Here is a 23,354-nt window from a genome sequence, read left to right on the forward strand (position 1 = left end):
GCCCGGTCACATGCCGCCATCGCCGTAATACGCAACCGCCCTCGTGGCGTTCCGGCTCCCTAGGCGGCGCCCCAGTTCAGGGACAGCCCGGTCGCGGCGCGTTCGGTGCGGATCTCCATCATGCTGCCGAGGATCGTGGCCCGGTCGGCGACGACCGCCGTGCCGTCGAGGGTGTACGTGACCCGGTCGCTGACGAACACGGGACCGCCGACGGGCTCCTGGAGGTGCCGGGCTACGGTCGCGGCGAGGCTGCCGGGCCGGATCGTCTCGGTGGCGCGGGCGACTGCCACTGCGGCGTCGGCGAGCGCGCCGTACAACGAGATCGCGCCGAAGTCGCGGTCCCGGATCTGGTCGCCGTACGGCTGGCGGACCCAGGACACCTGGTGGACGGCCGGCCGGCCGGCGAACTCGCGCAACCGCTCCAGCCGGAGCGCGGTGTCCCCGGTCCGGATCCGCAGCTGGCTGACGACTGTCGCCGGCGCGCGGCGCACCGTGCGGGCGAGCACGACGGTACGGACGTCGTGGCCCTGCTTTCGCAGGTCGTCGGCGAGGCTGTGCAACGCGCCCAGCTGGTAGGCCAGGTGCGGCGGGGCGACGAACGTCCCGAGGCCGGGCCGTTGGACGATCAGACCATCGTCGCTGAGCTGCCGCAGCGCCTGCCGCAGCGTCATCAGCGTGACCCCGTACGCGGCGCTCAGCTCCCGCTGCGGGGGAAGCGCCTCCCCGGGGGTGTATTCGCCGGCCCGGATCTTCGCGGCGAGGTCGGCGGCGATGGCCCGGTACCTGGCCCCGGGCCTTGCCTCAGACACGGAACCGCCTCACCTCAGGCACGGGAACCACGGGTCACGGCGGGCCGTCCTCCTCGTCGAGCGCTCGGCGCATTTTACCGAGGTACGCCGCGACCTCGGCCGGGGTCGCCCCGTCGAGGATACGGCGCAGCACCGCGGCGCCGACGATGACACCGTCGGCGCTCCGGGCACCCGCCGCGGCGTGCTCCGGCGTCGACACGCCGAAGCCCAGCAGCACCGGAAGGTCCGTAACGGCCCGGACCCGCGCGACGAGTTCCGCCGCCGAGCCGGCCAGCTCGGCCCGCTGTCCCGTGGTGCCCATCACCGACACCGCGTAGACGAAGCCACGGCTGCGCCGTCCGATCTCGTCCAGGCGCGGGCGCGGGGTGACCGGCGCGGCGAGCAGGGCCAGGTCGACGCCGGCGCTCGCGGTGCCCGCCGCCAGCTCGTCGGCCTCGTCGAGCGGCAGGTCGGGCACGATCAGGCCGGCGACCCCCACAGCGCCGAGCGCCGCTCCGAACCGGTCCGGGCGCTCGCGCAGCGCCAGGTTGGCGTAGGTGCTCACGACCAGCGGCGGCAGGTCCGTGGCGAGGCGGGCGAGTTCGGCGAGGATGCCGTGCGCGGTCGCCCCGTGGGCCAGGGCCGTCCCGGTGGCCTCCTGGACGGTGTCGCCGTCGAGCGTCGGGTCGGAGAACGGCAGACCGACCTCGATCGCGTCGGCCCCCGCGTCGGCGAACGCCCGCAGGTGGTCGGTCCAGTTCGGGGTGACCTGACCGGTGAGGTAGGGCATCAGCACCTTGCGGCCGGCGGCCCGGCGGGCGCGCAGGTGGCCTTCGAGGCGGCGGGGTGTCACATCAGCTCCATCAGGGTCGCGGTGTCCTTGTCGCCCCGCCCGGACAGGGTCAGCAGCACCGTCGTCTCCGGTGGTAGTTCGCCGGTGCCGGCCGCGCGGATCACCCAGGCGACCGCGTGCGCCGATTCCAGCGCCGGGATGATGCCCTCGGCCCTGGCCAGGCGCACCGCGGCGTCGACCGCCTCGGCGTCGGTGACCGTCTCGTACCGCGCCCGGCCGAGGTCGCGCAGGTGTGCGTGCTCCGGCCCGACGCCGGGATAGTCGAGCCCGGCGGCCACCGAGTGCGCCTCGCCGATCTGGCCGGTTCCGTCCTGCAGGAACAGCGACCGCGCGCCGTGCAGCACGCCGACCCGACCGAGGCTGGCGCCGGCACCGCCCGCCGCCTCGACGCCGATCAGCCGGGCGGACGTGTCCACGAACCCGGCGAACGTGCCCGCGGCGTTGGATCCGCCGCCCACGCACGCCACCACGTGCTCGGGCACCCCGCTGCCCAGCTCCGCCGCGCACTGCCGGCGCGCCTCGTCGCCGATGACGCGCTGGAACTCCCGCACCATCCACGGGTAGGGGTGCGGACCCACGACCGAGCCCACGCAGTAGTACGAGTCCTCGGTCGCGCCGACCCAGTGCCGCATCGCCTCGCTGGTGGCGTCCTTGAGGGTGCGGCTGCCCGTACGGACCGGAACCACCTCGGCGCCCAGGACCCGCATCCGGACCACGTTGAGCGCCTGCCGCTCGATGTCGCGTTCGCCCATGAAGACGGTCGCGCCGAGGCCGAGCAGCGCGGCGGCGGTCGCGGTCGCGACGCCGTGCTGGCCGGCGCCCGTCTCGGCGATCAGTCGGGTACGGCCCATCCGCCGGGCCAGCAAGGCCTGCCCCAGCACATTGTTGATCTTGTGTGAGCCGGTGTGGGCCAGGTCCTCGCGCTTGAGCAGCAGGTCGATGCCGAGTTCGGCGGACAACCGCCAGGCCGGGGTCAACGGAGTCGGCCGACCGGCGTGCGCGGCCAGCAACGTCGCGAGAGTGCCCCGGAAGGCCGGGTCCGCCCACGCGTCGTGGAACGCCTCCGCGACCTCCTGACAGGCCGGCACGAGCGACTCGGGAACGTAGCCACCCCCGAATTCGCCGAACCGGCCGCGCGCCGACGGGTCGCTCATCAACCCCGGCCGTTGCCGCACCTCGACCTCACTCACGACGCCTCCCCAGAGTTCTATATCTAGCCCTAGAGTTCTAGAACTGTATGAAAGGAGTGTGGCACGGCACGGCCCGGCACGCCAGCCCGGGGTCGGCGGTCAGGCGGGGTTCGGCGGTCAGGCGGGCAGGCGGGCAGGCGGGTTCAGCCGTCAGGCGGGTCCGGCGGTCCGGCGGCGAGGCCGTCGGGCGGATCGAGGACCTCGACCTGCTGGGCTCGAGCGGTACCCGAGTCCGGCTCGTCGGGTTTCCGGGCGAGCGTGCGGAGACTGGCTCTGCCCCGCGTACCACCGGGGACCACGCCGGGCCACCCACCTGCCCGGCGGCGGAACGACATGCGGAAAGGCCCTGGCATGGCAGCCAAGCGCGGCGTGTACTTCCTGGCGAACGACGCCATCCTCGATTCGGCGATCGCGTTCCTCAACAGCGTTCGCCGGCATGAACCGGAGGTGCCACTCCAGCTGATCCCGTACGCCGACGACATCGCGCGGCTGTCCGAACTCAGCGAGCGCTACCGCTTCACCATCTGGCCCGACGGCGACATCCTGCGCGCCTGCGACGAGATCAGCCGCGCCTTCCAGGGCGAGGTGAAGGGGCAGTACCGCAAGCTCGCCATGTGGGAGGGCGAGTTCGACGAGTTCGTCTACCTCGACAGCGACACGGTGTTGCTGCACGACCTCGACTTCGTCCACCCCCACCTCAGCGACCACGGCTTCGTCACCTCGAACTCGAACATGCCGTCGACCCGCCGCTGGGTGTGGCGGGACTCGATCGAGTCCACCGGGGCGCTGTCGGCCGAACAGATCGCGTACGCGACCAACACCGGCTTCATCGCCTCGCGGCGGGGAAACCTTCCCTTCGCCGAGATCACCGCGAAGATCCCGGCCGCGCTGGAACTGGCTCCGCACATGGAACTGCTCTGCTGCGAACAGCCGCTGTTGAACTACCTGATCGTCACCTCGGGCCGCTCGTACACCAGCCTGAGCGCCATCTCGGCGGCGACCGGTGACTGGTCCATCCCGCTGGAGCGATGGGGTGGCAACGAGCTCGGCCCGACCCGCGACGGTGCCGTGGTGCAGCCGCCCTGGGCGCCGCCCGTCCTGCTGGTCCACTGGGCGGGCCGGTGGGATCGCCCGATGCCCAACCAGGAGCTGTGGGACCACTACCGGTCGCTGGATCTCAACGCGGCGCGCCCCGCGCTGGCGGGCGCGGCCCGGAGCGCCGGACCAGCGGGCGCCGGACCAGCGGGCCGCCGACCGACGGGCGCCGGCGGCTGGGCGGACGCCTGGCACCGGGCGGCACGCTCCGCGAGGTAGCCGGCGCGGCTCACGGCCCCGGGCTGATCGCGGCCGGAGTCCGGTTTCCGGCGGCGTGAGCCGGGCGTGGCTCGACTCAGGGTTGTTGAAGGAACCGCACGACCTGCGTGGCGAGTTCGGCCGGCTGCTCCTCGAAGATCCAGTGACCGGAGTCCTCGATGACGCCGCCGGTCACCGTCGTGGCGTACCGCTCGACCTGGGTTGCGACCGCCTCTGCGAGGCTGGCCCGGGCGCCGAGCGCCAGCACCGGCATGGTCAGCTTCGTCCTGCCGTACTCGCCGTTGTCGGTGACATCCTCGGGCAGCGCCCGGAAGTACTCGAAGCTGGCCCGCAGGTGCGCGTCGTCCCGGAGGAACCGGGCGTACTCCCGGACGTCGTCATCGCCGATGCCGTCCCGCTGGACCTTCATCGAATCGGTGAACCGATCCACCCACAGTTCCTCGCGACCGGCCACGATCTGTTCGGGCAGGCCGTTGCGCAGGCTGAAGAAGCCGATGTTCCAGAACCCCGGGCCCTTCGGGGTCAGCGTCGGAATCTGGTACAGGCCCTGGTCCGGGACGGGGGCCTCGGTGAGCACGAGTTTGCGCACCTCGTCGCGGTGGGCGGCGGCATAGGCGTACGCCACCATGGTCCCGATGTCGTGCCCGACGACGCTGACGTCCCGGTCGAGGCCGAGCTGGGTGAGCAGGCCGTACACGTCGGCGGCGAGGGTCTTCTTGTCGTAGCCCCCGGCCGGGGCGTCGCTGCCGCCGGCGCCCCGGAGATCTGGCGCGATGACCGTGTGCTGCCTGGCGAACTCCGGCAGCACCTTGCGCCACATGTACCACGTCTGGGGATAACCGTGCAGCAGGACGAGTGTGCTGCCCTGACCGCCCCGGACATAGTTGATCGTGACATCACCGACCCGCGCGGTCTGCTCGGTGAAGGAATCCGGAACCCGCCCGCCGCCCATCGCCACTCCCTCCGCCGACAGAAGTGGTCGTGGCTACCCGGCCGTGGGGCTCCTACACCTCATCCGGTGCCGGTTCACGCGCCTCGCTCAGGCACCCGTTGACGAGCCGAAGAGCAGGTCCGCCCGCCATTCTGGCACCCCCGCCGTGGACCGCCGTCACATCGACACCGGTCGGGGTACGGTCACTTCCGAACGTTTCTCGACAGCGGAGGAGCAACATGTCCGGTCGCTATTTCGAGGATTTCTCGCCCGGACACGGCTACGCCGCGCCGCGGGCCCGCCTCTCCTCGGACGCCCCCCGGCTCGATCTGAGCGGTGACTGGGCCTTCCGGTTCTCCCCGCTGGGGCTGGTGGACTCCGACGGGTTCGAGTCGCCGAGCTTCGACGACGCCGGCTGGGATCGGCTTCCCGTGCCGTCGCACTGGCAGTTGCACGGGTACGGCCGGCCCGCGTACCTGAACGTCAGTTACCCGATCCCGGTGGACCCGCCGTTCGTCCCGGACGAGAACCCGACCGGTGACTATCGCCGCGTCTTCCAACTGCCCGCGTCCTGGCCGGACGGCCCGGCCGTGCTGCGCTTCGAGGGGGTGGACTCCTGCGCGCGGGTCTGGCTCAACGGCACCGAACTGGGGGTGAGCCGGGGTAGCCGGCTGGCGGTGGAGTACGACGCCTCCGCCGCGCTGGGACCGGGCCGCAACGTGCTGGCGGTACGGGTCCACCAGTACTCGTCGGGCAGCTATCTGGAGGACCAGGACACCTGGCGGATGTCGGGGATCTTCCGGGAGGTGACGCTGCTGGCCCGCCCGGTGGGCGGGATCCGGGACGTGTTCGTACACGCCGACTACGACGCCGCGACGACCGCCGGCCGACTGCGCTTCGACGTGCTCGCCGACGGCCCGGTACGGGTGAGCGTCCCGGCCCTGGACGTGGTCGACGCGCCCGCCGAGCGGGTGTTCGACCTCGACTCGGTACGCCCGTGGAGCGCCGAGGACCCGTTCCGGTACGAGGCGGTGCTCGCCACCGACACCGAACGGGTACGGCTGCACATCGGCTTCCGGACGGTCACGATCAACGAGGCCGGGGTGCTCACCGTCAACGGCCGGCGGGTGCTGCTGCGCGGCGTGAACCGGCACGAGTTCGACCCCGAGCGCGGGCGGGCGGTCACCCGCGAGACGATGCGCCGCGACGTGGAGCTGATGAAGCGGCACAACGTCAACGCCGTGCGGACCTCGCACTACCCGCCCCATCCGTGGTTTCTGGACATCTGCGACGAGCTGGGCCTGTGGGTCGTGCTGGAGTGCGACCTGGAGACACACGGGTTCGAGTACGTCGACCCGGAGCGCTGGAGCCGGAACCCCTCGGACGATCCACTGTGGCTGGACGCGTACCTGGACCGGATAACCCGGACCGTGGAACGCGACAAGAACCATCCCAGCGTCATCATGTGGTCCCTGGGCAACGAGGCGGGCGACGGGCGGAACCTCGCGGCGATGGCCGCCTGGGTGCGTCGCCGCGACCCCTCCCGGCCGATCCACTACGAGGGCGACCGGTTCGGCCGGTACACCGACGTCTACGGGGAGATGTACCGCACGCCGGCCAACGTGCGGCGGATCGGGCAGGGCCGGCTGCGACCGGGTGAGTGCTTCTACCCCGCCATCGACGGTGCCGGCGATCCGGCGGACGAGCCGCGCAACCGGATGCCCTTCCTGCTCACCGAGTTCGCACACGCCATGGGCAATGGTCCGGGCGGGTTGACCGAATATCTGGAGCTGTGCGATCGGTACCCCCGGGTGCAGGGTGGCTTCGTCTGGGAGTGGATCGACCAGGGCCTGCGGACCACCGACGCGCGGGGCCGCGAGTTCTTCGGCTACGGCGGGGACTTCGGCGAAGAGTTGCACGATGGCAACTTCATCTGTGACGGACTGGTTTTCCCGGACCGGACCCCGTCGCCGGGCCTGGTCGAGTACGGCAAGGTCATCGAGCCGGTGCGCATCGGTGCCGGGCAACGCCCCGGCACGATCTCGGTCGAGAACCGGTACGACTTCCAGGATCTGTCCCAGTTGCGGTTCACCTGGTCGCTGAGTCAGGACGGGACACCGATCGCCGACGGCGTCCTCCCGGTGCCCCCGCTCGGCGCCGGCGAACGCGCGGAGCTGCCGGCACCCATGCCCGGCACGCCACCCGCCAACGGCCAGGCAGCGGCGGACGGCCAGGCAGCGGCGGGCGCCGCCGGTGAGCTACCGGCCGACGGACAGCCGGCGACGGACGGTGCGGGCGAGTGGTGGCTGACCGTGTACGCCGAGCTGGCGGAGCCGACCGCCTGGGCGCCCGAGGGCCACCGGGTGGGCTGGGGCCAGATCCGGATGCCCGCCCCGACGGACCGGCCGTCCACCGTCGGCGGGGTGGCCCGTGCACGGCTGGACGGTCCGGCCGTGGCCGCCACGGTCGGCGCCGACCACCTCGGGCTCGGTCCGGCCCGCTTCGATCGGCACACCGGGAAGCTGGTCAGCCTCGGCGGGCTGCCGTTGGACGGCCCCCGGTTGGCCCTGTGGCGGGCACCCACCGACAACGACCGGGCGGGCGCGCAGCGCGACGCGGAGTACTGGCAGGCGAGAGGACTGCACCGGCTGCACGACCGGACCGTCTCGGTCGACCTGGACGACGACGCGCTGACCGTGGTGGTACGCAGCGCCGCCGCCGCGTCCGGGTGCGGCTACCTGACCACGTACCGTTGGGACGCCGACGAGCACCGGGTACGGGTGCGGGTCCGGACCGGGCCGGTGGGGCACTGGCCCGAGCGGGGCGACGTGTTCGGCGAGATCATGGTGGATCCGGACCTGCCGCCGGAGCGGTACGCCGAACTCGTTCGACGGGACAAGGCTCCCTCGCTGGCCCGGATCGGGCTGCGGTGGTTGCTCCCGGCCGACTGGTCCCGGGTGAACTGGTTCGGCGCCGGGCCCGGTGAGGCGTACCCGGACTCCCGGCGGGCGGCGCGGACGGACCGCTTCACCGCCACGGTCGAGGAGTTGCAGACCCCGTACGTCCGCCCGCAGGACAACGGCAACCGCGCCGACGTGCGGTGGGCCGAGTTGACCGACGCCGGGGGCCGGGGCGTACGGGTCGAGGGCGACCCGTTGTTCAACCTCGCCGCCCGCCGCTGGAGCGACCAGCAGCTCGCCGCCGCGCGCCACCCGGTGGATCTGGTCGCCGAGCCGCACGTGTGCCTGCACACCGACCACGCCGTGCAGGGCCTCGGGAGTGCCGCCTGCGGTCCGGGCATGCTGCCCGAGTACCGCCTGGAGGTCCGGGCAGCCGAGTTCACCCTCACCCTCACCCCGCTGCTGCCGCCGAACGCCGGTCCCGGTGCCGACTGACCCGCTCAGTCGCCGGCCCAGCCGGATCCGCTCACCCGAGGTGGCGCCCCGCACCAGCCGCCTCGCGCACCACCGCGACGGCGCCCGCTGCCAGCGTCAACGTGCCGGCCACCCGCCGGCCGGTCAGCAATTCGTGCCCGTCCGCGGTCACCTCGACGGCGTCGTCGCGATGGTTGAACACGAACAACCACGAGCGGCCGTCCTCGGCGTACCGCCGCACCGCAGCCACGCCGGCGGGAGCGCCGGGAAGCTCCGGTGCGACACCCGCCTCGTCGAGTACCCGCCGGACCAACCCGCTGGCCGAGCGGTCCCCGAGCCGGGTCGACACGTACCACCCGGTGCCCGCGCCGGAGCGGTGCCGGGTGACCGCCGGTCGGCCGTCGAGGACGCCGCCCCGATAGTTGGCGAGTGCCTCGGCTCCCCGGCAGGTGAGGTCCTCGCTCCACAGCCGACCGGTCCCGCCGTCGCTGAGCGCGACGGCCTGGCCGGGCGGGAGCGGATGGAACTCCTCGACCCGGATGCCGAGCGTCCCCAGCAGGCCGCCCGGGAAGCCACCGAGCCACGCCTGATGGCGCTCGTCGACGACGCCCGAGAAGCAGCCGACCACGAGATGGCCACCGGTCTCGACGTACCGGGCCAGTGATTCGGCGGCGACGCGGGAGAGCAGGTAGAGGCTGGGCGCGAAGACCACCGCGTAGCGGGACAGGTCGTCGTCGACCCGCGCGAAATCGGTGAGGACGCCCGCCTCCCACAGCGCGCGGTGCGTCTCGCGCAGCGCCGGCACGTACCGCAGCTGGGCCGAGGGAGTCACCGGCAGATCCAGCGCCCAGCGGGTGTCGGCGTCCCACAGGATCGCCACCCGGGCCCGTGGTGCGCTCCCGGCGACCTCGCCGAGCCCGGCGAGGGTGTCCCCCAGCGCCGTCACCTCGCGGAAGACCCGGGAGTCCGGGCCGGCGTGCGGCACCATCGCGGCGTGGTGCAGCTCCGAGCCGGCCCGGCCGGCCCGCCACTGGAAGAACAACACCGAATCCGAGCCCCGGGCCAGGTACGCCAGGCTGTCCCGCAGCATCCGGCCGGGTTCCTTGGTCACCACCACGTCCGAGTCGGCCGGCCGGATCGTGCTGGTGGCCTGCTCCATCAGCAGCCACGGGCGGCCACCGTTGAACGAGCGGGCGCGATCGGCGCCGAAGGCCACGTCGGCGCTGCCCGGCACGCCCGTCGCGGCCAGGTAGTGGTCGACGGCGACCACGTCGACCTCGTCGCTCCAGCGCCAGAAGTCCAGCATCTGGTAGTCGTCCGGCAGCATGAAGTTGGTGGTGACCGGGATGTCCGGGGTGCGGGCCCGCAACAGGTCACGCTGCTCGGTGAACGCCGCCAGCAGCTCGTCGGACCAGAACCGGGAGAAGTCGAGCGCGTGGGTCGGATTGGGCAGATAGGTGGTGTCCCGCGGCGGCAGCACCTGTTCCCAGTCGGTGTAGCCCTGGCTCCAGAACCGGGTGTACCAGGCGTCGTTCAGGGCCGCGAGGTCGCCGTACCGCCGCCGTAGCCAGCGCCGGAACGCCTCGGCCGCGTGCTCGCAGTAACACGCGGAGCCGTACTCGTTGTGCACGTGCCACAGCGCCAGCGCCGGATGGCCGGCGTAGCGCTCGCCCAGCGCCGCGGCGACCCGCCGGGCCGCCGCCCGGTACGCCGGAGCTGCCGCGCAGTAGGTGTCGCGGCTGCCGTGCCACAACCGGGTGCCCTGCCGGGTGACCGGCATGGCCTCCGGGTGCGCGAGGGTGAACCACGGCGGCGGGGACGCGGTGGGCGTCGCGAGGATCACCCGTACGTCGTTGGCGTGCAGCCGGTCGAGCGTCCGATCCAACCAGTCGAAGTCGTACCGGCCCTCGGTCGGCTCGATCGTCGACCACGCGAACACGCCCACGGTCGCCGTGTTGACCCGGGCCTCGCGCATCAGCGCGTCGTCCTCCGCCCAGACCTCGCTGGGCCACTGCTCGGGGTTGTAGTCGCCCCCGTACCACAGCTCGGTCATCGCGGTCACCGTGCGTCGATCCGGAACGAGTCGAGCCGTTGCTCCCCGTCGAGCACCAGGTACAGGTCGTAGGTGCCGGCCGGTGCGGCCAGGTCGCCGGTGACGGTCGTCCACCGGTACCGGCCGCCGGTGGCGCCGATCCGCAGCCGGCCCAGGACGGCGCCGTCGACCGGGTCGTCCCGGCGCACCGTGAGGGTGGCCTCGCCCGGCTCCGAGCGGCTGACCCGGGCGGTCAGCCGGCGGGCGGTGTCGGCGAGGCGGGCCGCGCGGAACAGGAGCCAGCCCTCGCCCGGCCCGGTCACGGCCACCGCGTCGCCCGCCTCGCGGGTCGTGTCGACGAGCGTCACCCGCTGGTAGTCATCGAAGTCGACGGCCCGCACCTCGATGCCGAGCAGGTCGCGCCCGCCGCTCGGCTCGCCGGGTACGACCAGCTCGGTGCTGACCTCGGTCGCCGCGCTGGACCGGCCGATCATCAACTCGTACCCGCCGGGGTCGACCCGGTAATCCCCGGTGGACACGTCCCAGCAGGCCAGCCCGGACAGCGGGAACGTGAGGTCGACCCGGCGGGTCTGGCCGGCGGCCAGTTCGACCCGCGCGTACGCCTGGAGTTGCCGCGCCGGGCGGTCGGGCGGCGGGGCGACCGGCCTGCTGTAGAGCTGGACGACCTCGACCCCCTCGCGCCGGCCGGTGTTGGTGACCTCCAGCGTCACCGTGACGGTCGCGTCGTCCAGGGTGGCCCGCGGCGGCCCGTAACGGAACGTGGTGTAGGTCAGCCCGTGCCCGAACGGGTAGAGCGGCTCCCCGGCGAAGTACAGATAGGTGCGGCGGGTCTTGATGATGTCGTATTCGAGCAGGTCCGGCAGGTCGGCGTCGCTCCGGTACCAGGTCTGCGGCAGCCGGCCGGTCGGCGCGTGGGCCCCGAGCAGCACGTCGGCCAGGGCGTCACCGGTCTCCTGGCCGGCGTGGCTGGTCCAGACCACCGCCGGGACGAGGGCGTCGTCGAACCTGTACGGGTAGCTGCTCATCACCACGAGCACGGTGTGCGGTTGCGCGGCGGCGACCGCGCGTACCAGTTCGTCCTGGCCCGGCGGCAGGGCGAGGGTGTCGCGGTCCAGGGTCTCCCGGGCGATGAGGTGCGGGTCGTTGCCGACGACCACGACCGCGACGTCCGCGTCGGCGGCGAGCTGGGCGGCGTGCGCGACGCCGTCGTGGACCAGCCGCATCGCGAAGTGTTCGGCGTCCTCCATCTGCTGGGCCGTGGCGGTGAGGTCGCCGGTTTCCGGATCCACGGCCACGTACGTCCCGAGGTGCCGGTGGCGCAGCACCCGGGTACCGCCCAGCCGCTCGACGAGCGTGAAGGTCTCGTGCACGAACCAGCCGGTCGGCTGGATCTGCTCCGCCGCCAGCCGCGCCACCGGCGCTGCCGCCGCACCGGCACCCACGGCGTCACTGCCGGGTTCCACGGCGCCTGACTCGACGGTGCCGGTTTCCACGGTGCCGGGTTCGCTGTCCACGGTGCCGGCGTTCACGACGGCGGCGGCTTCGGTCCGTACCGTCACGTACCTGCCGCTGGTCGAGCTGCGCAGGGTGCTGACGTCCGGCCCCCAGTGCCGCAGGTCGAAGGGTTCGCCCGCGCCGTCCGGCCCCGGTGCGCAGCTGAGCGTGCCGTCGGCCGCCAGCCGGACCGGCCGGCCGGTGCTGGTGGCCACCAGCACCACCCGGTCCGCCCCGCTCGCGCTGGTCGCCTCGCCGCCGACGGGTGCGAGGGCACGTCGCAGGCCGTCGGCGACGGTCGTGCGGTAGGGCATCGTGCCGCTGTACGCGTCGGCGCGCAGTTCGTCGGCGAACGGCCCGACGACCGCGACCCGCAGCCCGGCGCGGGCGGGCAGCGGCAGCAGTTCGTCGGCGTTCTTCAGCAGTACGACCTGCTCCCGGGCCGCCTGTCGGGCGAGTGCCCGGTGCTCCGGCTGGTTGAGCGCGGATTCCGGGATCGAGGCGTACGGGTCGAGGTCGGGGTCGAGCTCTCCGGTGCGGATCCGCACCGCGAGCGCCCGGCCCGCCGCGCGATCGAGGTCCGCCGGCCCGATCAGGCCACGGTCCAGCGCGTCGTTGAGGCGGGCCACCGTGACGGAGGGATCGTCGCCGTGGTCGGTGAAGCTGTCCACCCCGGCCCGCAGCGCCGCGGCGGCGCCGGTCTCGTGATCGTCGTGGTAGTGCTGGGAGCCGGCCAGGTTGCTCGGCGCCGAGGCGTCGCTGACCACCAGCAGGTCCCGGTCGGTCACCGGCCGCAGGTCGCTGTTCAGGTATGGGCTCAGGTGGGCGGGGCGGCCGTTGACCAGGTTGTACGCCGGCATGATGGCGTCGACCACGCCGGCGGCGACCGGCCGGGTGAAGACCGGCAGATCGTATTCGCGCAGCACTCGCGGGCGCAGCGTCGAGGAGGTCAGGTCGCGCTCGACCTCGTTGTTGTAGGCGAGGAAGTGCTTGAGGGTCGGCGCGGTGCGCGCGTAGTACGGGTGGTCCCCGCGCAGTCCCCGGCAGTAGGCGATCGCGGTCTGGACCGTGAGCAGAACGTCTTCGGAGTACCCCTCCTCGTTCCGGCCCCATCGCGGGTCCCGGAGCAGGTTGACCACCGGCGCCCACACGTTGAGGCTCACCCTCGGATCCCGGGCGTGCAGGGCGCGTACCTCGATCGCCACGGCCCGGCCGACGGCCTCGACAAGTTCCGCGTTCCAGGTCGCGCCGAGGCCGACTGCCTGGGGGAAGACGGTGGCCTCACCGAGCCACGCGGCACCGTGCAGCGCCTCGGTCCCGGTGCGGAACTCGGCGAGACCGAACCGGGGCATCGCGGGAGCGTACTGGTGCAGCAGCTCCACCTTCTCCCGCGTCGTCAGCCGGGACAGGAGGTCCTCGACCCGCCGCTCGACGGGAAGGCTGGGGTCGCGGAACGAGGGCCGGGTCATGGCATGCTCCCATCGCGCGTCTGAGGGCCGGCGCGATGCGCCGGGGCGGGGCGCCGGGCACATCGAAACGCTTCGACAAACTGGCATGATGATCGGATCGTGTCAAGGACGGCCGGGCCAGCCCAGCCGGCGCGACCCATTGATGCCCGACTACCCGATGGTCAGCGAGTTCGTCCCCGGCGGGCCGTTGCATGCGGACAGCCGCTCACGTAGTCTCCGGAAATCGAAGCGCTTCGACGGCAGCGTTCGGCCGCGCTCCCGGCCACGTCTGCGTTATCTGTGTCGACCGTCGCGGTCGTGCTCGTCGCCGAGACACCGCTTGATGCCCACCTGATCAGCGTGTCCGGCCCGGGCTCGTCCCACGCCGCACACCCCTACTCAGGTTCCTGTTACGACGAGAAAGGCCACCCCATGGGAATCGGCGACATGGCACTCAGCCGCAGAAGGCTGCTGCGCAACGCCGCGCTCGGTCTCGGCGCCGCGGCGCTGACCACACCGGCGCTCTCCGCGTGCGGCGACAGCAAAGGCGGCAGCGGGGGCGTCAGTTCGAACGGGCTGAAATCGGTACAGCCCGACTACGTGCCCCTGTCCGGGAGCGTGAAGCCGGACATCCCCAGCGTGCCGGGCGTCAACGGGGCCTTCAGCGATCCGGGGTTCCTGTCGTACCCGACCGACCTGGCCAAGACCGTGGCCCAGACGCCGGGCTCGGGTGGGACGTACCGGGCCATCACGCCGCTGTGGGGTTCGATCCCGCCAGCGAACAACAAGTACCTCCAGGCGGTCAACAAGGCGTTGGGCGCCACAATCGAGATGAGTCCCGCCAACGGCGCCACCTACGACCAGACGATCCCGACGCTGGTGGCCGGCAACAAGCTGCCGGACTGGATTCAGCTTCCCGGCTGGTGGAACGCGGCGTTCAACGTTGGTGGACTCGCCGCGACCCGGTTCGCCGATCTGACTCCGTACCTGTCCGGCAGCAACATCCGCAAGTACCCGAACCTCGCCGCGATCCCCACCGGGGGCTGGCAGTCCGGCGCGTGGGACGGCAAGCTGTACGGCATCCCGTCCTTCACCACGGGTGAGTCGTTCGCCGCCGCCATGTTCTACCGGAAGGACGTCTTCGACGCCCAGGGCATCAACCCGGACGACATCAAGACCGCCGACGACCTCCTTCACCTGGGCGGCCAGCTCACCGCCCCGAAGTCGAACGTCTGGGCCTTCGACACGCTCTGGTTCTCGATCCAGCAGATGTTCAACGTGCCGGTCAACCCGGGGTTCTACGTCGACGGCGGCAAGCTGGTGAGCGCGTTCGAGTCGCCGCAGATGGCGACGGCGCTGGAGTTCGCGTACAAGCTCGCCAAGTCCGGCTACGTCCACCCCGACGCCCTGGCCAACGACACGAGCAACACGAAGCAGCGGTTCTACAGCGGCAAGGAACTCGTGACGGCCGACGGCACGGGTACCTGGAACGCGGGCGACGCCCAGCAGGGCCGGGCGGCCAACCCCAAGTTCGAGCGCGGCGCCTTCAAGCTGTTCGCCTTCGACGGCTCGACCCCGACGATCCCGCTCGGCTACCCCACGAGGGAGCTCAGCTATCTGAACAAGAAGCTGTCCAAGGAGCAGATCGAGGAGTGTCTGCGGATCGCCGACTTCCTGGCGGCCCCCTTCGGATCCGCCGAGTACACCCTGATCAAATTCGGCAGCGAAGGCACGCACTGGACCCGGGGCGCGACCGGACCCACCTACACCGCGACCGGGCAGAAGGAGTCCAGCCTGGACACCTTCACCTTCCTCTGCTCGCCGCAGGCCGTGGTGAGCAACCCCGGCTTCGAGGACGTCACCCGCGCCTACTGCGAGTGGTCGGCCGACGCGGTCAAGCATGTGGTGAAGCCGGTGTTCTGGAACATGAACATCACCGTGCCCACCCGCTTCGCCAGTGCGCTGTCCGCGCAGCAGGTCATCGACACCATCCTTCAGGTCACCCACGGCACGAAGACCGTGAGTGACTTCCAGTCCGCCGTCAAGTCCTGGAAGGCCAGCGGCGGCGACGCGATGGTCGCCTGGCACCAGACCGAGGTTCTCGACAAGTACGGCACCGGACAGTAACGACGGACGCCCTCGTCCCGGGCTCCGATCGCCCGGGACGAGGATCGAGTGGTGGAGAGGAAGTGCCGGTGGCGACCATCACCACGGGCGGTCCGGCCGGACCCGACAGTCTGCGACCGGTCCCGGCGGACGAGTCGAAGCCGAGGACCCGCCGGCGCCGGCGGGTCAGGCGACCGAGGCTGAGCTGGCGGATCCGGCTGCGCCGCGACAAGAGCCTGATCATCATGACGTTGCCGGCACTGCTGTTGATCATCGCCTTCAACTACCTGCCCATGTTCGGCACGGTCACGGCGTTCCAGTACTACGACTTCATCTCCGGCGTTCTGCACAGCCCGTGGGCCGGGGTCGACAACTTCCACCAGCTGTTCGTCGACCCGGCTTTCTGGCACGCGTTCCAGAACACCCTGGTGCTCAGCTTCGTCCAGCTCGTGCTGTTCTTCCCCATCCCGATCGCGCTGGCCATCATGCTCAGCTCGATCCTCAGCTCCAAGGCCCGCTCCTTCGTCCAGGCCGTGGTCTACCTGCCGCACTTCTTCTCCTGGGTGCTCGTGATCACCCTGTTCCAGGAGATGCTCGGCGGCGCGGGGGTGCTCAACCACTTCCTGAACACGCACGACCTGTCCCCCTGGAACATCATGACCAGTCCGGGCACGTTCAAGTACCTGATCACGGCGCAGGCGGTCTGGAAGGAAGCCGGCTGGGGCATCATCGTCTTCCTCGCGGCGATCGCCGCGATCGATCCGGAGCTGTACGAGGCCGCCGCCGCCGACGGCGCCGGGCGCTGGCGTCGGATGTGGCACATCACGCTGCCCGGGATGAGCGGCGTCATCGTGCTGATGCTGGTGCTGCGGCTGGGCAACGCCCTGAGCGTGGGGTTCGAGCAGTTCCTGATCCAGCGCTTCGCGGTCGGCTCGGACGCGGCCGAGGTGCTCGACACCTACGCCTACTACTACGGGGTCGTGGCCAACAACTTCGGCCTCGGCGCGGCGGCCGGCCTGTTCAAGGGGGTCGTCTCGCTGATCCTCATCTTCGCGGCGAACAAGCTGGCCCACCTTCTCGGTCAGGACGGCCTGTACAGGAGCAGCAAATGAGCATCCCCGCACTGATCCAGAACCGCGCGACCAACCCCCGCCGCCGCCCGAACCGGCCGGCCTGGGAGGAGAAGCCCACCGTTCTCGGTCAACTCGGGAAGATCGCGAGCCTGGCCGTCATCCTCGCCCTCGTCCTCTTCCCGCTGTACTGCGTGGTGATCACCAGCTTCTCCACCCAGGGCTCGATCAACATCGCGGGCGGCATCGTCATCGTGCCGCACGGTCTCACCATCAACGCGTACCGGGCGATGCTCAGCGGTGACGTCGTCACCCGAGCGATGATCATCGCCTTGCTGATCACGTTCGTCGGGACCGCGGTCTCGATGGTGGTGTCCGTGCTCTGCGCCTACGGCCTGTCCCGGCAGGGTTCCTTCGGCCACCGGACCATCCTGATGACGTTCATCGTCACGATGTTCTTCAGCGGTGGCCTGATCCCCACCTTCATCGTGGTCGCGAGCACCTTCCACGGCTACGACCAGTACTGGGCGCTGATCCTGCCCAGCGCGGTCTCGGTGTTCAACATCCTGATCATCAGGGCGTTCTACATGAACACGGCCCGCGATCTCATCGACGCCGCCCGGATCGACGGCGCGGGTGACTGGCGGACCCTGTGGTCGGTGGTGCTGCCCACCTCCAAGGCGGTCAGCGCGGTGATGGCCCTGTTCTACGGGGTCGGATACTGGAACAGCTGGTTCAACGTCATGCTCTACATGCCCGCCGACAGCCAGAAGTGGCCCATCCAGTACGTGCTCTACGAGTACGTCAACCAGGGTGCCAGCATGCCGGGCGTGGCCGCCCAGGACGTGGCCGGCCATTCCAGTCCCGCACCGCTGTCGTTGCAGATGGCCGTGGTCGTCCTCACCCTGATTCCGGTTCTCATCATCTATCCGTTCGTGCAGAAGCACTTCGCCAAGGGCGCGCTGACCGGCGCCATCAAGGGGTGACCCGCGGGGGCGCCCAGCTTCCGGGCCGCGGACCGGGCATCCCGGCTCACCGCCGCGGCAGTTGGCGCACCCGGGCGGCCTCCCGGGTGAGATGGTCCCGCTCGGCCACGCTGGTGGCGACGCGGGAAGCCTCGACGTAGAACTCGACGGCGCGTTCGGGTTCTCCGGCGCGTTCGTGCAGATATGCCCGCACCGCGGCGTACCGGGGCAGGTCGGGAGGCACCTCGGCCAGCGCCGCCAGGCCGGCGCGTGGCCCGTCGGCCTCGCCGACCGCCACCGCCCGGTTGAGCCGGACCACCGGGCTGCCGGTGAGCCGCAGCAGTTCGTCGTACCACTCGACGATCTGCACCCAGTCCGTCTCGGCGGCGCTGCAGGCGTCCGCGTGCAGGGCGGCGATCGCGGCCTGGGCCTGGTATTCGCCCAGCCGGTCGCGGGCCAGCGCGGCCTGCAGGATCGTCACCCCCTCGCTGATCAGGCCGGTGTCCCAGCGCGATCGGTCCTGCCGCCTGAGCGGTACCAGCCGGCCGGTCGGGTCGGTGCGGGACGCGCGCCGCGCGTGGTGCAGCAGCATCAGCGCGAGCAGCCCCGCGACCTCGGGCTCGTCGGTCAGGGCGACGAGCTGGCGGGTCAGCCGGATCGCTTCGGCCGCCAGGTCGACGTCTCCGCCGTACCCCTCGTTGAAGACGAGGTACAGCACGCGAAGCACCGTCCCGGGGTCGCCGGGCCGGTCGAGCGGCAGCCCCGCGATCCGCCGCTTGGCCCGGCTGATCCGCTGCGCCATGGTCGCCTCGGGAACCAGGTACGCCGCCGCGATCTGCCGCGTGGTCAGACCACCGACCGCGCGCAGGGTCAGGGCAACGGCCGAGCCCGGCGGCAGGGTGGGATGCGCGCACAGGAAGTAGAGCCGCAGCGTGTCGTCGGTGGCGGGCGCCGGACCAGCGGGAGGTTCGAACCGCACGGCGAGTTCCCGCCCCCGCCGCGACGCCTCGGCCCGGGCTGCGTCGAGGAACTTGCGCCAGGCGGTCGCGACGAGCCACGCCAACGGATCGCGCGGTGGATCGTCCGGCCAGGTCTCCAGCGCCCGGATCAGGGCCTCCTGTACGGCGTCCTCGGCCGACGCGAAGTCCGCGCCGCGCCGGCCGAGGACACCGATCACCGCGGGCACGAGGTCCCGCAGCAGCGACTCGTTCACTCGCTGGTCGCGGGCGACCCGGTGAGAAAGGGTCGAACCTCGAGCCACTCGTGGATCGGTCGTCCGCCGGCCCCGGGCGCGGCGGACAGTTCGCCGGCCAACTCGACCGCGCGGTCCCAGGACTCCACGTCGATGACGTACCAGCCGGCGATCAGGTCCTTGGTCTCGGCGAACGGGCCGTCGGTCACCGGAGGGCGTCCCGGGCCGTCGTACCGCACGAACGCGCCATCGGGGGCCAGCGCCTGGGCGTCGACGAACTCGCCCGTCTCCTCCAACCGGGCCGCGAAGTCGTTCATGAACCGCATGTGCGCGTCGACCTCTTCCGGCGTCCACTGGTCCATCGGTACGTCGTCGACCGCAGCCGGGCCACCACGGTAGTGCTTGAGCAGCAGGTACTTCACGGTAGTTCTCCCTCTTCGTCGGATGGCCCGTCGTGGCCACCGTGCCCCTGGGACGAAGCCAGCACCACATTCTCGACATCCGTCGGGCGCCGATCTTTCTGATCCGCCGAAATCCTCACCCCCCGTTCCCGAAGGCGGCGAAGATGTCGAGCAGACCCTGCGGAGCGTCGTCCCGGAAGCACACGTCGAGGATGGTCGCGGCCTCGGCGGCGCAGTCGGCGCTGCGCGAGAACATCGGCTGCTCGTACGCGTTCAGCGCGGCCTCCAGCTCGCCGGGGTGCTCGGCGATGGCCCTGCCGAGTTCGCTGCCGTCGAACATGGCGAGGTTCGCGCCCGCCCCCGCGAACGGCGACATCAGGTGCGCCGCGTCGCCGATCAGGGTCACCCCGGGCACCCGGTCCCAGCGGTGGCCGATGGGCAGGGTGTGGATGACACGTGGGACCAGCGCGCTGTCGGCCTCGCTGATCATCGCCCGCAACTCGGGCGCCCAGCCACGGAACTCCGCCAGCAGGACGGCCCTGGCCCTGTCCCGGTCGCTCCAGTCGATCCCGGTGATCCAGTCCTCGGGCTTGCGCAGGGCGATGTAGACGTGCAGGCTCCCGTCGGGCTCCCGATGGGACAGGAAGCCCCGGCCGGGACCGAGGGCGAAGAGCATGCCGGTGCCCGCCGCCGCGGCCGGGACCGGGTGGCGGGAGTCGGCGTCGTGCAGGTCGACCTCGACGAACGAGATCCCCGCGTACGCCGGGGTCGCGGCGGAAACCAGCGGTCGTACCCGCGACCAGGCGCCGTCGGCGCCGACCAGCAGATCGCAGGTGGCGGTGGTGCCGTCGGCCAGGACGATCTCATGCTGGCCGGTTCCCAGCGCGCGGACCTCGGTGACCTTGCTGCCCCAGCGGATGGTTCCGGCGGGCAGTGAGTCGAGCAGGAGCTGCCGCAGCCGGCCACGTTCCACCTCGGGCCGCCCGCCGGAGCCGTCGTCGGTCTCGTCGGTGTGCACGGTGCCCTGCCGGTCGAGGATCCGCATCGCCTCACCGCCGGGACTGATGATCTCGCGGAACCGGTCGTGCAGGCCGGCCTCCCGCAGGGCCACCTGGCCGTCCTCCTCATGGATGTCCAGCATCCCGCCCTGGGCGCGGGCGTCCGGGGATCCGTCCAGCTCATAGACGGTGGCGGCGATGCCGTGCACGTGCAGGACCCTGGCCAGGGTCAGCCCGCCGAGGCCAGCCCCGACGATGGCGATGGATTGCATGGTCATGATTCCTCTTCCCTCGAACCCTCTCGACGGCGCCGCCCCGACCCGGATGGTCGCGGTCCCGTCGCGTCGTCTCGAACACGTTCCTGACGAACATGTTCGTCATAGTTGTGACTGTGCCACTGGCTGCGACGCCGAGCCTGTCCCGACGCCGAGGTGGCCGTGATTCCTACCCGACGGGCTCCACCGTGGCGATCCCGTGGATGAGCGCGGCGAACTGCCAGCGCAACCGGCTCTCCCCGCTGCCGGAGAACAACTCGGCGCGCACCGACCCGATGTTCGGGTAGTCCTCCGACACCTCCGTTATGGCGGTGACCAGCCGGCGTCCCTCGCCCTCGGCATCGGCCGACTCGTCCCGGGTACCCTGTTCGGCCGCGGTGGCGGTGGCGTGCTGGATCAGCACGTCGACCCCCCAGGCCGCCTGCCGGGCCGGCACGCCGGCGACCCGCAGCAGCCCGAGAACGCTGTCGATCAACCGCAGGTAGTGCGGACCCGACGGCCACAACGCGAGGACGGAGCGGGCGAGGCTGGGATGCCGCAGGAGCAGACCGGTGTAGTCGCACAGCAGCCCGACCAGCACCTCGCGGGCCGTGTCCGGCTGGGCCGGGCGGGCCAGGTCCAGCTCACCGAGCAGCCGGTCGAGCAGCGCGCCGTGCAACTCGGCCATGTTCTCGACGTATACGTACAGCGACGCCGGCCCGGTGTCCAGTTCGCTGGCCAACCGGCGCATGGTGACCCGCTCCAGCCCGTCCTGCCGCATGACGCCCAGCGCGGCCTCGATGATCCCGGCACGGCTCAACGCGGGCTTGGCCGGCCGCTCGCGGCGACTGACTGGAGTACGTCGAGGAACCATGAACGCGATCGTAACGAACATGTTCGTCAACCGCCAGCGGCCGGCCATGATCCGCCGCGACCCGACCCGGCGTTGGGGCCGGCCCCGCCCACCATGGCGGGACCGGCACTACGCGGCCGACCCGGCCGGACTCAGCGGCAGGATCTGCCGTTGTTGATGCAGTTCGCGATGCGCTGCATGGTCCGAACGGAATTGACGTTGATGAAGTCGTTGTGGTCGGAGAACGGGTTGTGGTTCTCCTCCGGGAAGGAATCCAGCGCGTACTGACCCTTCACCTGCACGTCGCGCGGAATGTCGTACGAGATGGTGATGCGCAGCTGCGGGATGGCCATGAAGCCCTGCGGGCAGGCCCCGGTGGTCTTGTCGGCGAAGGCCAGGTGGCCGCGGTGGTTGGCGCTGTCGATGTTGACGCCGTCCCAGCAGCCGGGGAAGTCCTGCACCCGCTGCACCTGGCTGCCCCGGGGACAGATCGGGTACTTGTCGGCCAGCCGGTCGGCGAATCCGGAACAGGTCCAGGTGGCGCGGGCGTTGGCCGGGCCCCGACTGGTGGGTTTGGCGTCGCCGGTGAGCGCGCGCAGGAACTTCGGCATCGGCACGACCCGGCTGGTCGCGTTGCCGCGATACTCGATGAGGACCTTGGCCGGGCGGACGATGCCGCCGGTGTTGTTGGGCAGTTCCAGGTTCGGTCCCTGCGGCTCGGGCAGCGGGGATGCGCTGGCCACGGCCGCGCTGGCCGACGGGCTCGGACTGCCCGGCGAACCCGGGTTGACCGACGGGCTCGGGTTCACCGGCGGGCTGTCCGGCACCTGGTTCAGGCCGCAGGCGGCCAGCGCTTCGAGACCCTGGGGGCGGGCCGCCCGGCGGCCGATCGCGGTGGCGATCCGGTCGAGGGTCGCGCTCCGCCGGGCGCGCAGCGGCCCGAGAATGGTGTTGTCGACGAAGGCCGCTCCGCCCTGTCCCCGGGTGGTGACCAGGCGCTGGTTGGCCTCGGCGATCTGCCGGTCGAGTTCGTCGAGGTTCCGGTTGACCTCGGCGAGGGCCTGGGCCGGTACGCCGGGCAGTTTGTCGCGAACGCTGGGGCAGCTGACCTGGGGCGTCGCCACCGGAGACGACCCGGCGTCCGCGCCCTGGTGGGACCCGTGCATCATCACGTGCATGCCGTCGTAGCTGACGTCACAGTCGACCAGCGAGACCAGGCCGGTTGACCGGTTGCCGCCGGCACCACGGATCATGGCGCTGATGTCCTTGATCAGGGCGGCCCGGTTGTCCCGCAGCCAGTCGAGAACCTGCGCGTTGAGCCCGGTGTCGATGCGTCCCCTGCTGGCGGCCATCCGCTGGTTCGCGGTGGCCTCCAGGCTGTCCAGCTGTTCGAGCCGACGGTTGACCCCGGGCCACACCTTGGCGTCGACGGCCGGCAAGCGGTCCCGGACCCGTGGGCAGGAGACGGCCGGCTGGGTCTGGGCGAGGGCCTGCTGGATGTTCTTGCCACTCCGGACGGTCCTGTCGATGCGGACCACGGGCCAGAAGTACGACGACTTGTCGCCGTTGCGGCAGGTGGTGCCGGAGGCGTCGAGAGCGGCGTCGGAGGTGTTCGCGGTGATGGCGAGGTTACCGACGAAGTCGTGCACGTGCTCGGCGCCGTTCTTGATGCCGGGCTGTGCCACCGGGTTGTCCGGGCTGAACTTCCGGTTCCGGTTGGTGCCGCAGTCGACGGTGAACACGCCGCTGGACCCACCGGCCCGCACCCTCGGGGTGACCACGTTGGGTTGAACCTTCTCGATCGGCACGTACTGGTTGAGGCTGGTGGTGGCATCCGCCGAGTTCTTGCCGCTACCGGTGACGAAGGTGGCGGTCAGGCCACCGGTGGCGGCGATCACCGCTGCCACCATGGCCAGTCGGGCCGGCCGGGACCCGTTCAGTGGGAGTCGGTTCCTGCTGCGTCTCATCGGTGCTCTCCTCAGTTCCCGAACACGTCGGCCCCGGTCAACTGCCGACGCACCGGAGTACGGCGGTGGCGTGCCCAACGGTCAGTCGAAGCCGGGTACGTCA

16 protein-coding genes are annotated in these 23,354 nt (G+C 71.4%); 5 read left to right on the forward strand and 11 right to left on the reverse strand.

The genetic code is table 11. The features are described 5' to 3' along the window. Nucleotides 1-59: 59 nt before the first annotated feature. Genes ACXN5W_RS16025 through trpB form a run of 3 tightly spaced genes read right to left on the reverse strand, consistent with a single transcriptional unit; the run spans nucleotide 60 to nucleotide 2,795 of the window. Nucleotides 60-809, reverse strand: coding sequence for a GntR family transcriptional regulator (locus ACXN5W_RS16025; RefSeq protein ID WP_473159085.1), 750 nt, complete (start codon nucleotides 807-809; stop codon nucleotides 60-62). Between the two features lie 34 nt (nucleotides 810-843). Next, nucleotides 844-1,641 carry a tryptophan synthase subunit alpha gene (gene trpA, locus ACXN5W_RS16030; RefSeq protein ID WP_473159086.1) on the reverse strand — a complete coding sequence of 266 codons (798 nt, stop codon included), beginning with the start codon at nucleotides 1,639-1,641 and terminating at the stop codon, nucleotides 844-846. After that, a complete protein-coding gene (trpB, locus tag ACXN5W_RS16035) occupies nucleotides 1,638-2,795 on the reverse strand; it encodes a tryptophan synthase subunit beta (protein ID WP_473159125.1) in 1,158 nt (385 codons plus the stop codon). The genes trpA and trpB overlap by 4 nt, the downstream gene beginning before the upstream one ends. Before the next feature lie 387 nt (nucleotides 2,796-3,182). Here trpB and ACXN5W_RS16040 point away from each other — a divergent pair, with 387 nt between their 5' ends. Beyond that, nucleotides 3,183-4,145 carry a glycosyltransferase family protein gene (locus ACXN5W_RS16040; protein WP_473159087.1) on the forward strand — a complete coding sequence of 321 codons (963 nt, stop codon included), beginning with the start codon at nucleotides 3,183-3,185 and terminating at the stop codon, nucleotides 4,143-4,145. Between the two features lie 76 nt (nucleotides 4,146-4,221). Here ACXN5W_RS16040 and ACXN5W_RS16045 read toward each other — a convergent pair whose 3' ends face one another. Continuing rightward, the gene (locus ACXN5W_RS16045) at nucleotides 4,222-5,097 is read right to left on the reverse strand and encodes an alpha/beta fold hydrolase (protein WP_473159088.1); all 876 of its coding nucleotides are present in this window, start codon (nucleotides 5,095-5,097) and stop codon (nucleotides 4,222-4,224) included. Nucleotides 5,098-5,315: 218 nt separating this feature from the next. On the opposite strand from ACXN5W_RS16045, the gene ACXN5W_RS16050 reads away from it, so the two are divergent. Continuing rightward, nucleotides 5,316-8,471: a glycoside hydrolase family 2 TIM barrel-domain containing protein gene (locus ACXN5W_RS16050; protein WP_473159089.1), complete on the forward strand. Its 3,156-nt coding sequence runs from the start codon at nucleotides 5,316-5,318 to the stop codon at nucleotides 8,469-8,471. A 31-nt stretch (nucleotides 8,472-8,502) separates the two neighbouring features. Here ACXN5W_RS16050 and ACXN5W_RS16055 read toward each other — a convergent pair whose 3' ends face one another. Next, the gene (locus tag ACXN5W_RS16055) at nucleotides 8,503-10,503 is read right to left on the reverse strand and encodes a beta-galactosidase (RefSeq protein ID WP_473159090.1); all 2,001 of its coding nucleotides are present in this window, start codon (nucleotides 10,501-10,503) and stop codon (nucleotides 8,503-8,505) included. A gap of 5 nt (nucleotides 10,504-10,508) precedes the next feature. After that, nucleotides 10,509-13,466, reverse strand: a complete 2,958-nt coding sequence (locus ACXN5W_RS16060) for a glycoside hydrolase family 3 C-terminal domain-containing protein (protein WP_473159091.1) — start codon at nucleotides 13,464-13,466, stop codon at nucleotides 10,509-10,511. A gap of 411 nt (nucleotides 13,467-13,877) precedes the next feature. Here ACXN5W_RS16060 and ACXN5W_RS16065 point away from each other — a divergent pair, with 411 nt between their 5' ends. The 3 genes from ACXN5W_RS16065 (at nucleotide 13,878) to ACXN5W_RS16075 (ending at nucleotide 17,607) form a co-directional block, all read left to right on the forward strand. Next, nucleotides 13,878-15,572 carry a type 2 periplasmic-binding domain-containing protein gene (locus ACXN5W_RS16065; protein WP_473159092.1) on the forward strand — a complete coding sequence of 565 codons (1,695 nt, stop codon included), beginning with the start codon at nucleotides 13,878-13,880 and terminating at the stop codon, nucleotides 15,570-15,572. A gap of 68 nt (nucleotides 15,573-15,640) precedes the next feature. Further along, nucleotides 15,641-16,663: an ABC transporter permease gene (locus tag ACXN5W_RS16070; RefSeq protein ID WP_473159093.1), complete on the forward strand. Its 1,023-nt coding sequence runs from the start codon at nucleotides 15,641-15,643 to the stop codon at nucleotides 16,661-16,663. Continuing rightward, on the forward strand, nucleotides 16,660-17,607 hold the full coding sequence (locus tag ACXN5W_RS16075; protein WP_473159094.1) for a carbohydrate ABC transporter permease: 948 nt from the start codon (nucleotides 16,660-16,662) through the stop codon (nucleotides 17,605-17,607). The genes ACXN5W_RS16070 and ACXN5W_RS16075 overlap by 4 nt, the downstream gene beginning before the upstream one ends. Before the next feature lie 46 nt (nucleotides 17,608-17,653). Here the strand turns inward: ACXN5W_RS16075 and ACXN5W_RS16080 are convergent, their stop codons facing one another. The 5 genes from ACXN5W_RS16080 to ACXN5W_RS16100 form a co-directional block, all read right to left on the reverse strand. After that, nucleotides 17,654-18,799 (reverse strand): RNA polymerase sigma factor, encoded by a 1,146-nt coding sequence (locus ACXN5W_RS16080; protein ID WP_473159095.1) that lies wholly within the window; start codon nucleotides 18,797-18,799, stop codon nucleotides 17,654-17,656. Next, nucleotides 18,796-19,200: a YciI family protein gene (locus tag ACXN5W_RS16085; protein ID WP_473159096.1), complete on the reverse strand. Its 405-nt coding sequence runs from the start codon at nucleotides 19,198-19,200 to the stop codon at nucleotides 18,796-18,798. The genes ACXN5W_RS16080 and ACXN5W_RS16085 overlap by 4 nt, the downstream gene beginning before the upstream one ends. A gap of 115 nt (nucleotides 19,201-19,315) precedes the next feature. Then, a complete protein-coding gene (locus ACXN5W_RS16090; RefSeq protein ID WP_473159097.1) occupies nucleotides 19,316-20,455 on the reverse strand; it encodes an FAD-dependent oxidoreductase in 1,140 nt (379 codons plus the stop codon). A 166-nt stretch (nucleotides 20,456-20,621) separates the two neighbouring features. Continuing rightward, on the reverse strand, nucleotides 20,622-21,305 hold the full coding sequence (locus ACXN5W_RS16095; protein ID WP_473159098.1) for a TetR/AcrR family transcriptional regulator: 684 nt from the start codon (nucleotides 21,303-21,305) through the stop codon (nucleotides 20,622-20,624). A 131-nt stretch (nucleotides 21,306-21,436) separates the two neighbouring features. Beyond that, a complete protein-coding gene (locus ACXN5W_RS16100; protein ID WP_473159099.1) occupies nucleotides 21,437-23,251 on the reverse strand; it encodes a DUF1996 domain-containing protein in 1,815 nt (604 codons plus the stop codon). Nucleotides 23,252-23,354: the final 103 nt, after the last annotated feature.

Source organism: Plantactinospora sp. A48 (assembly GCF_055793945.1).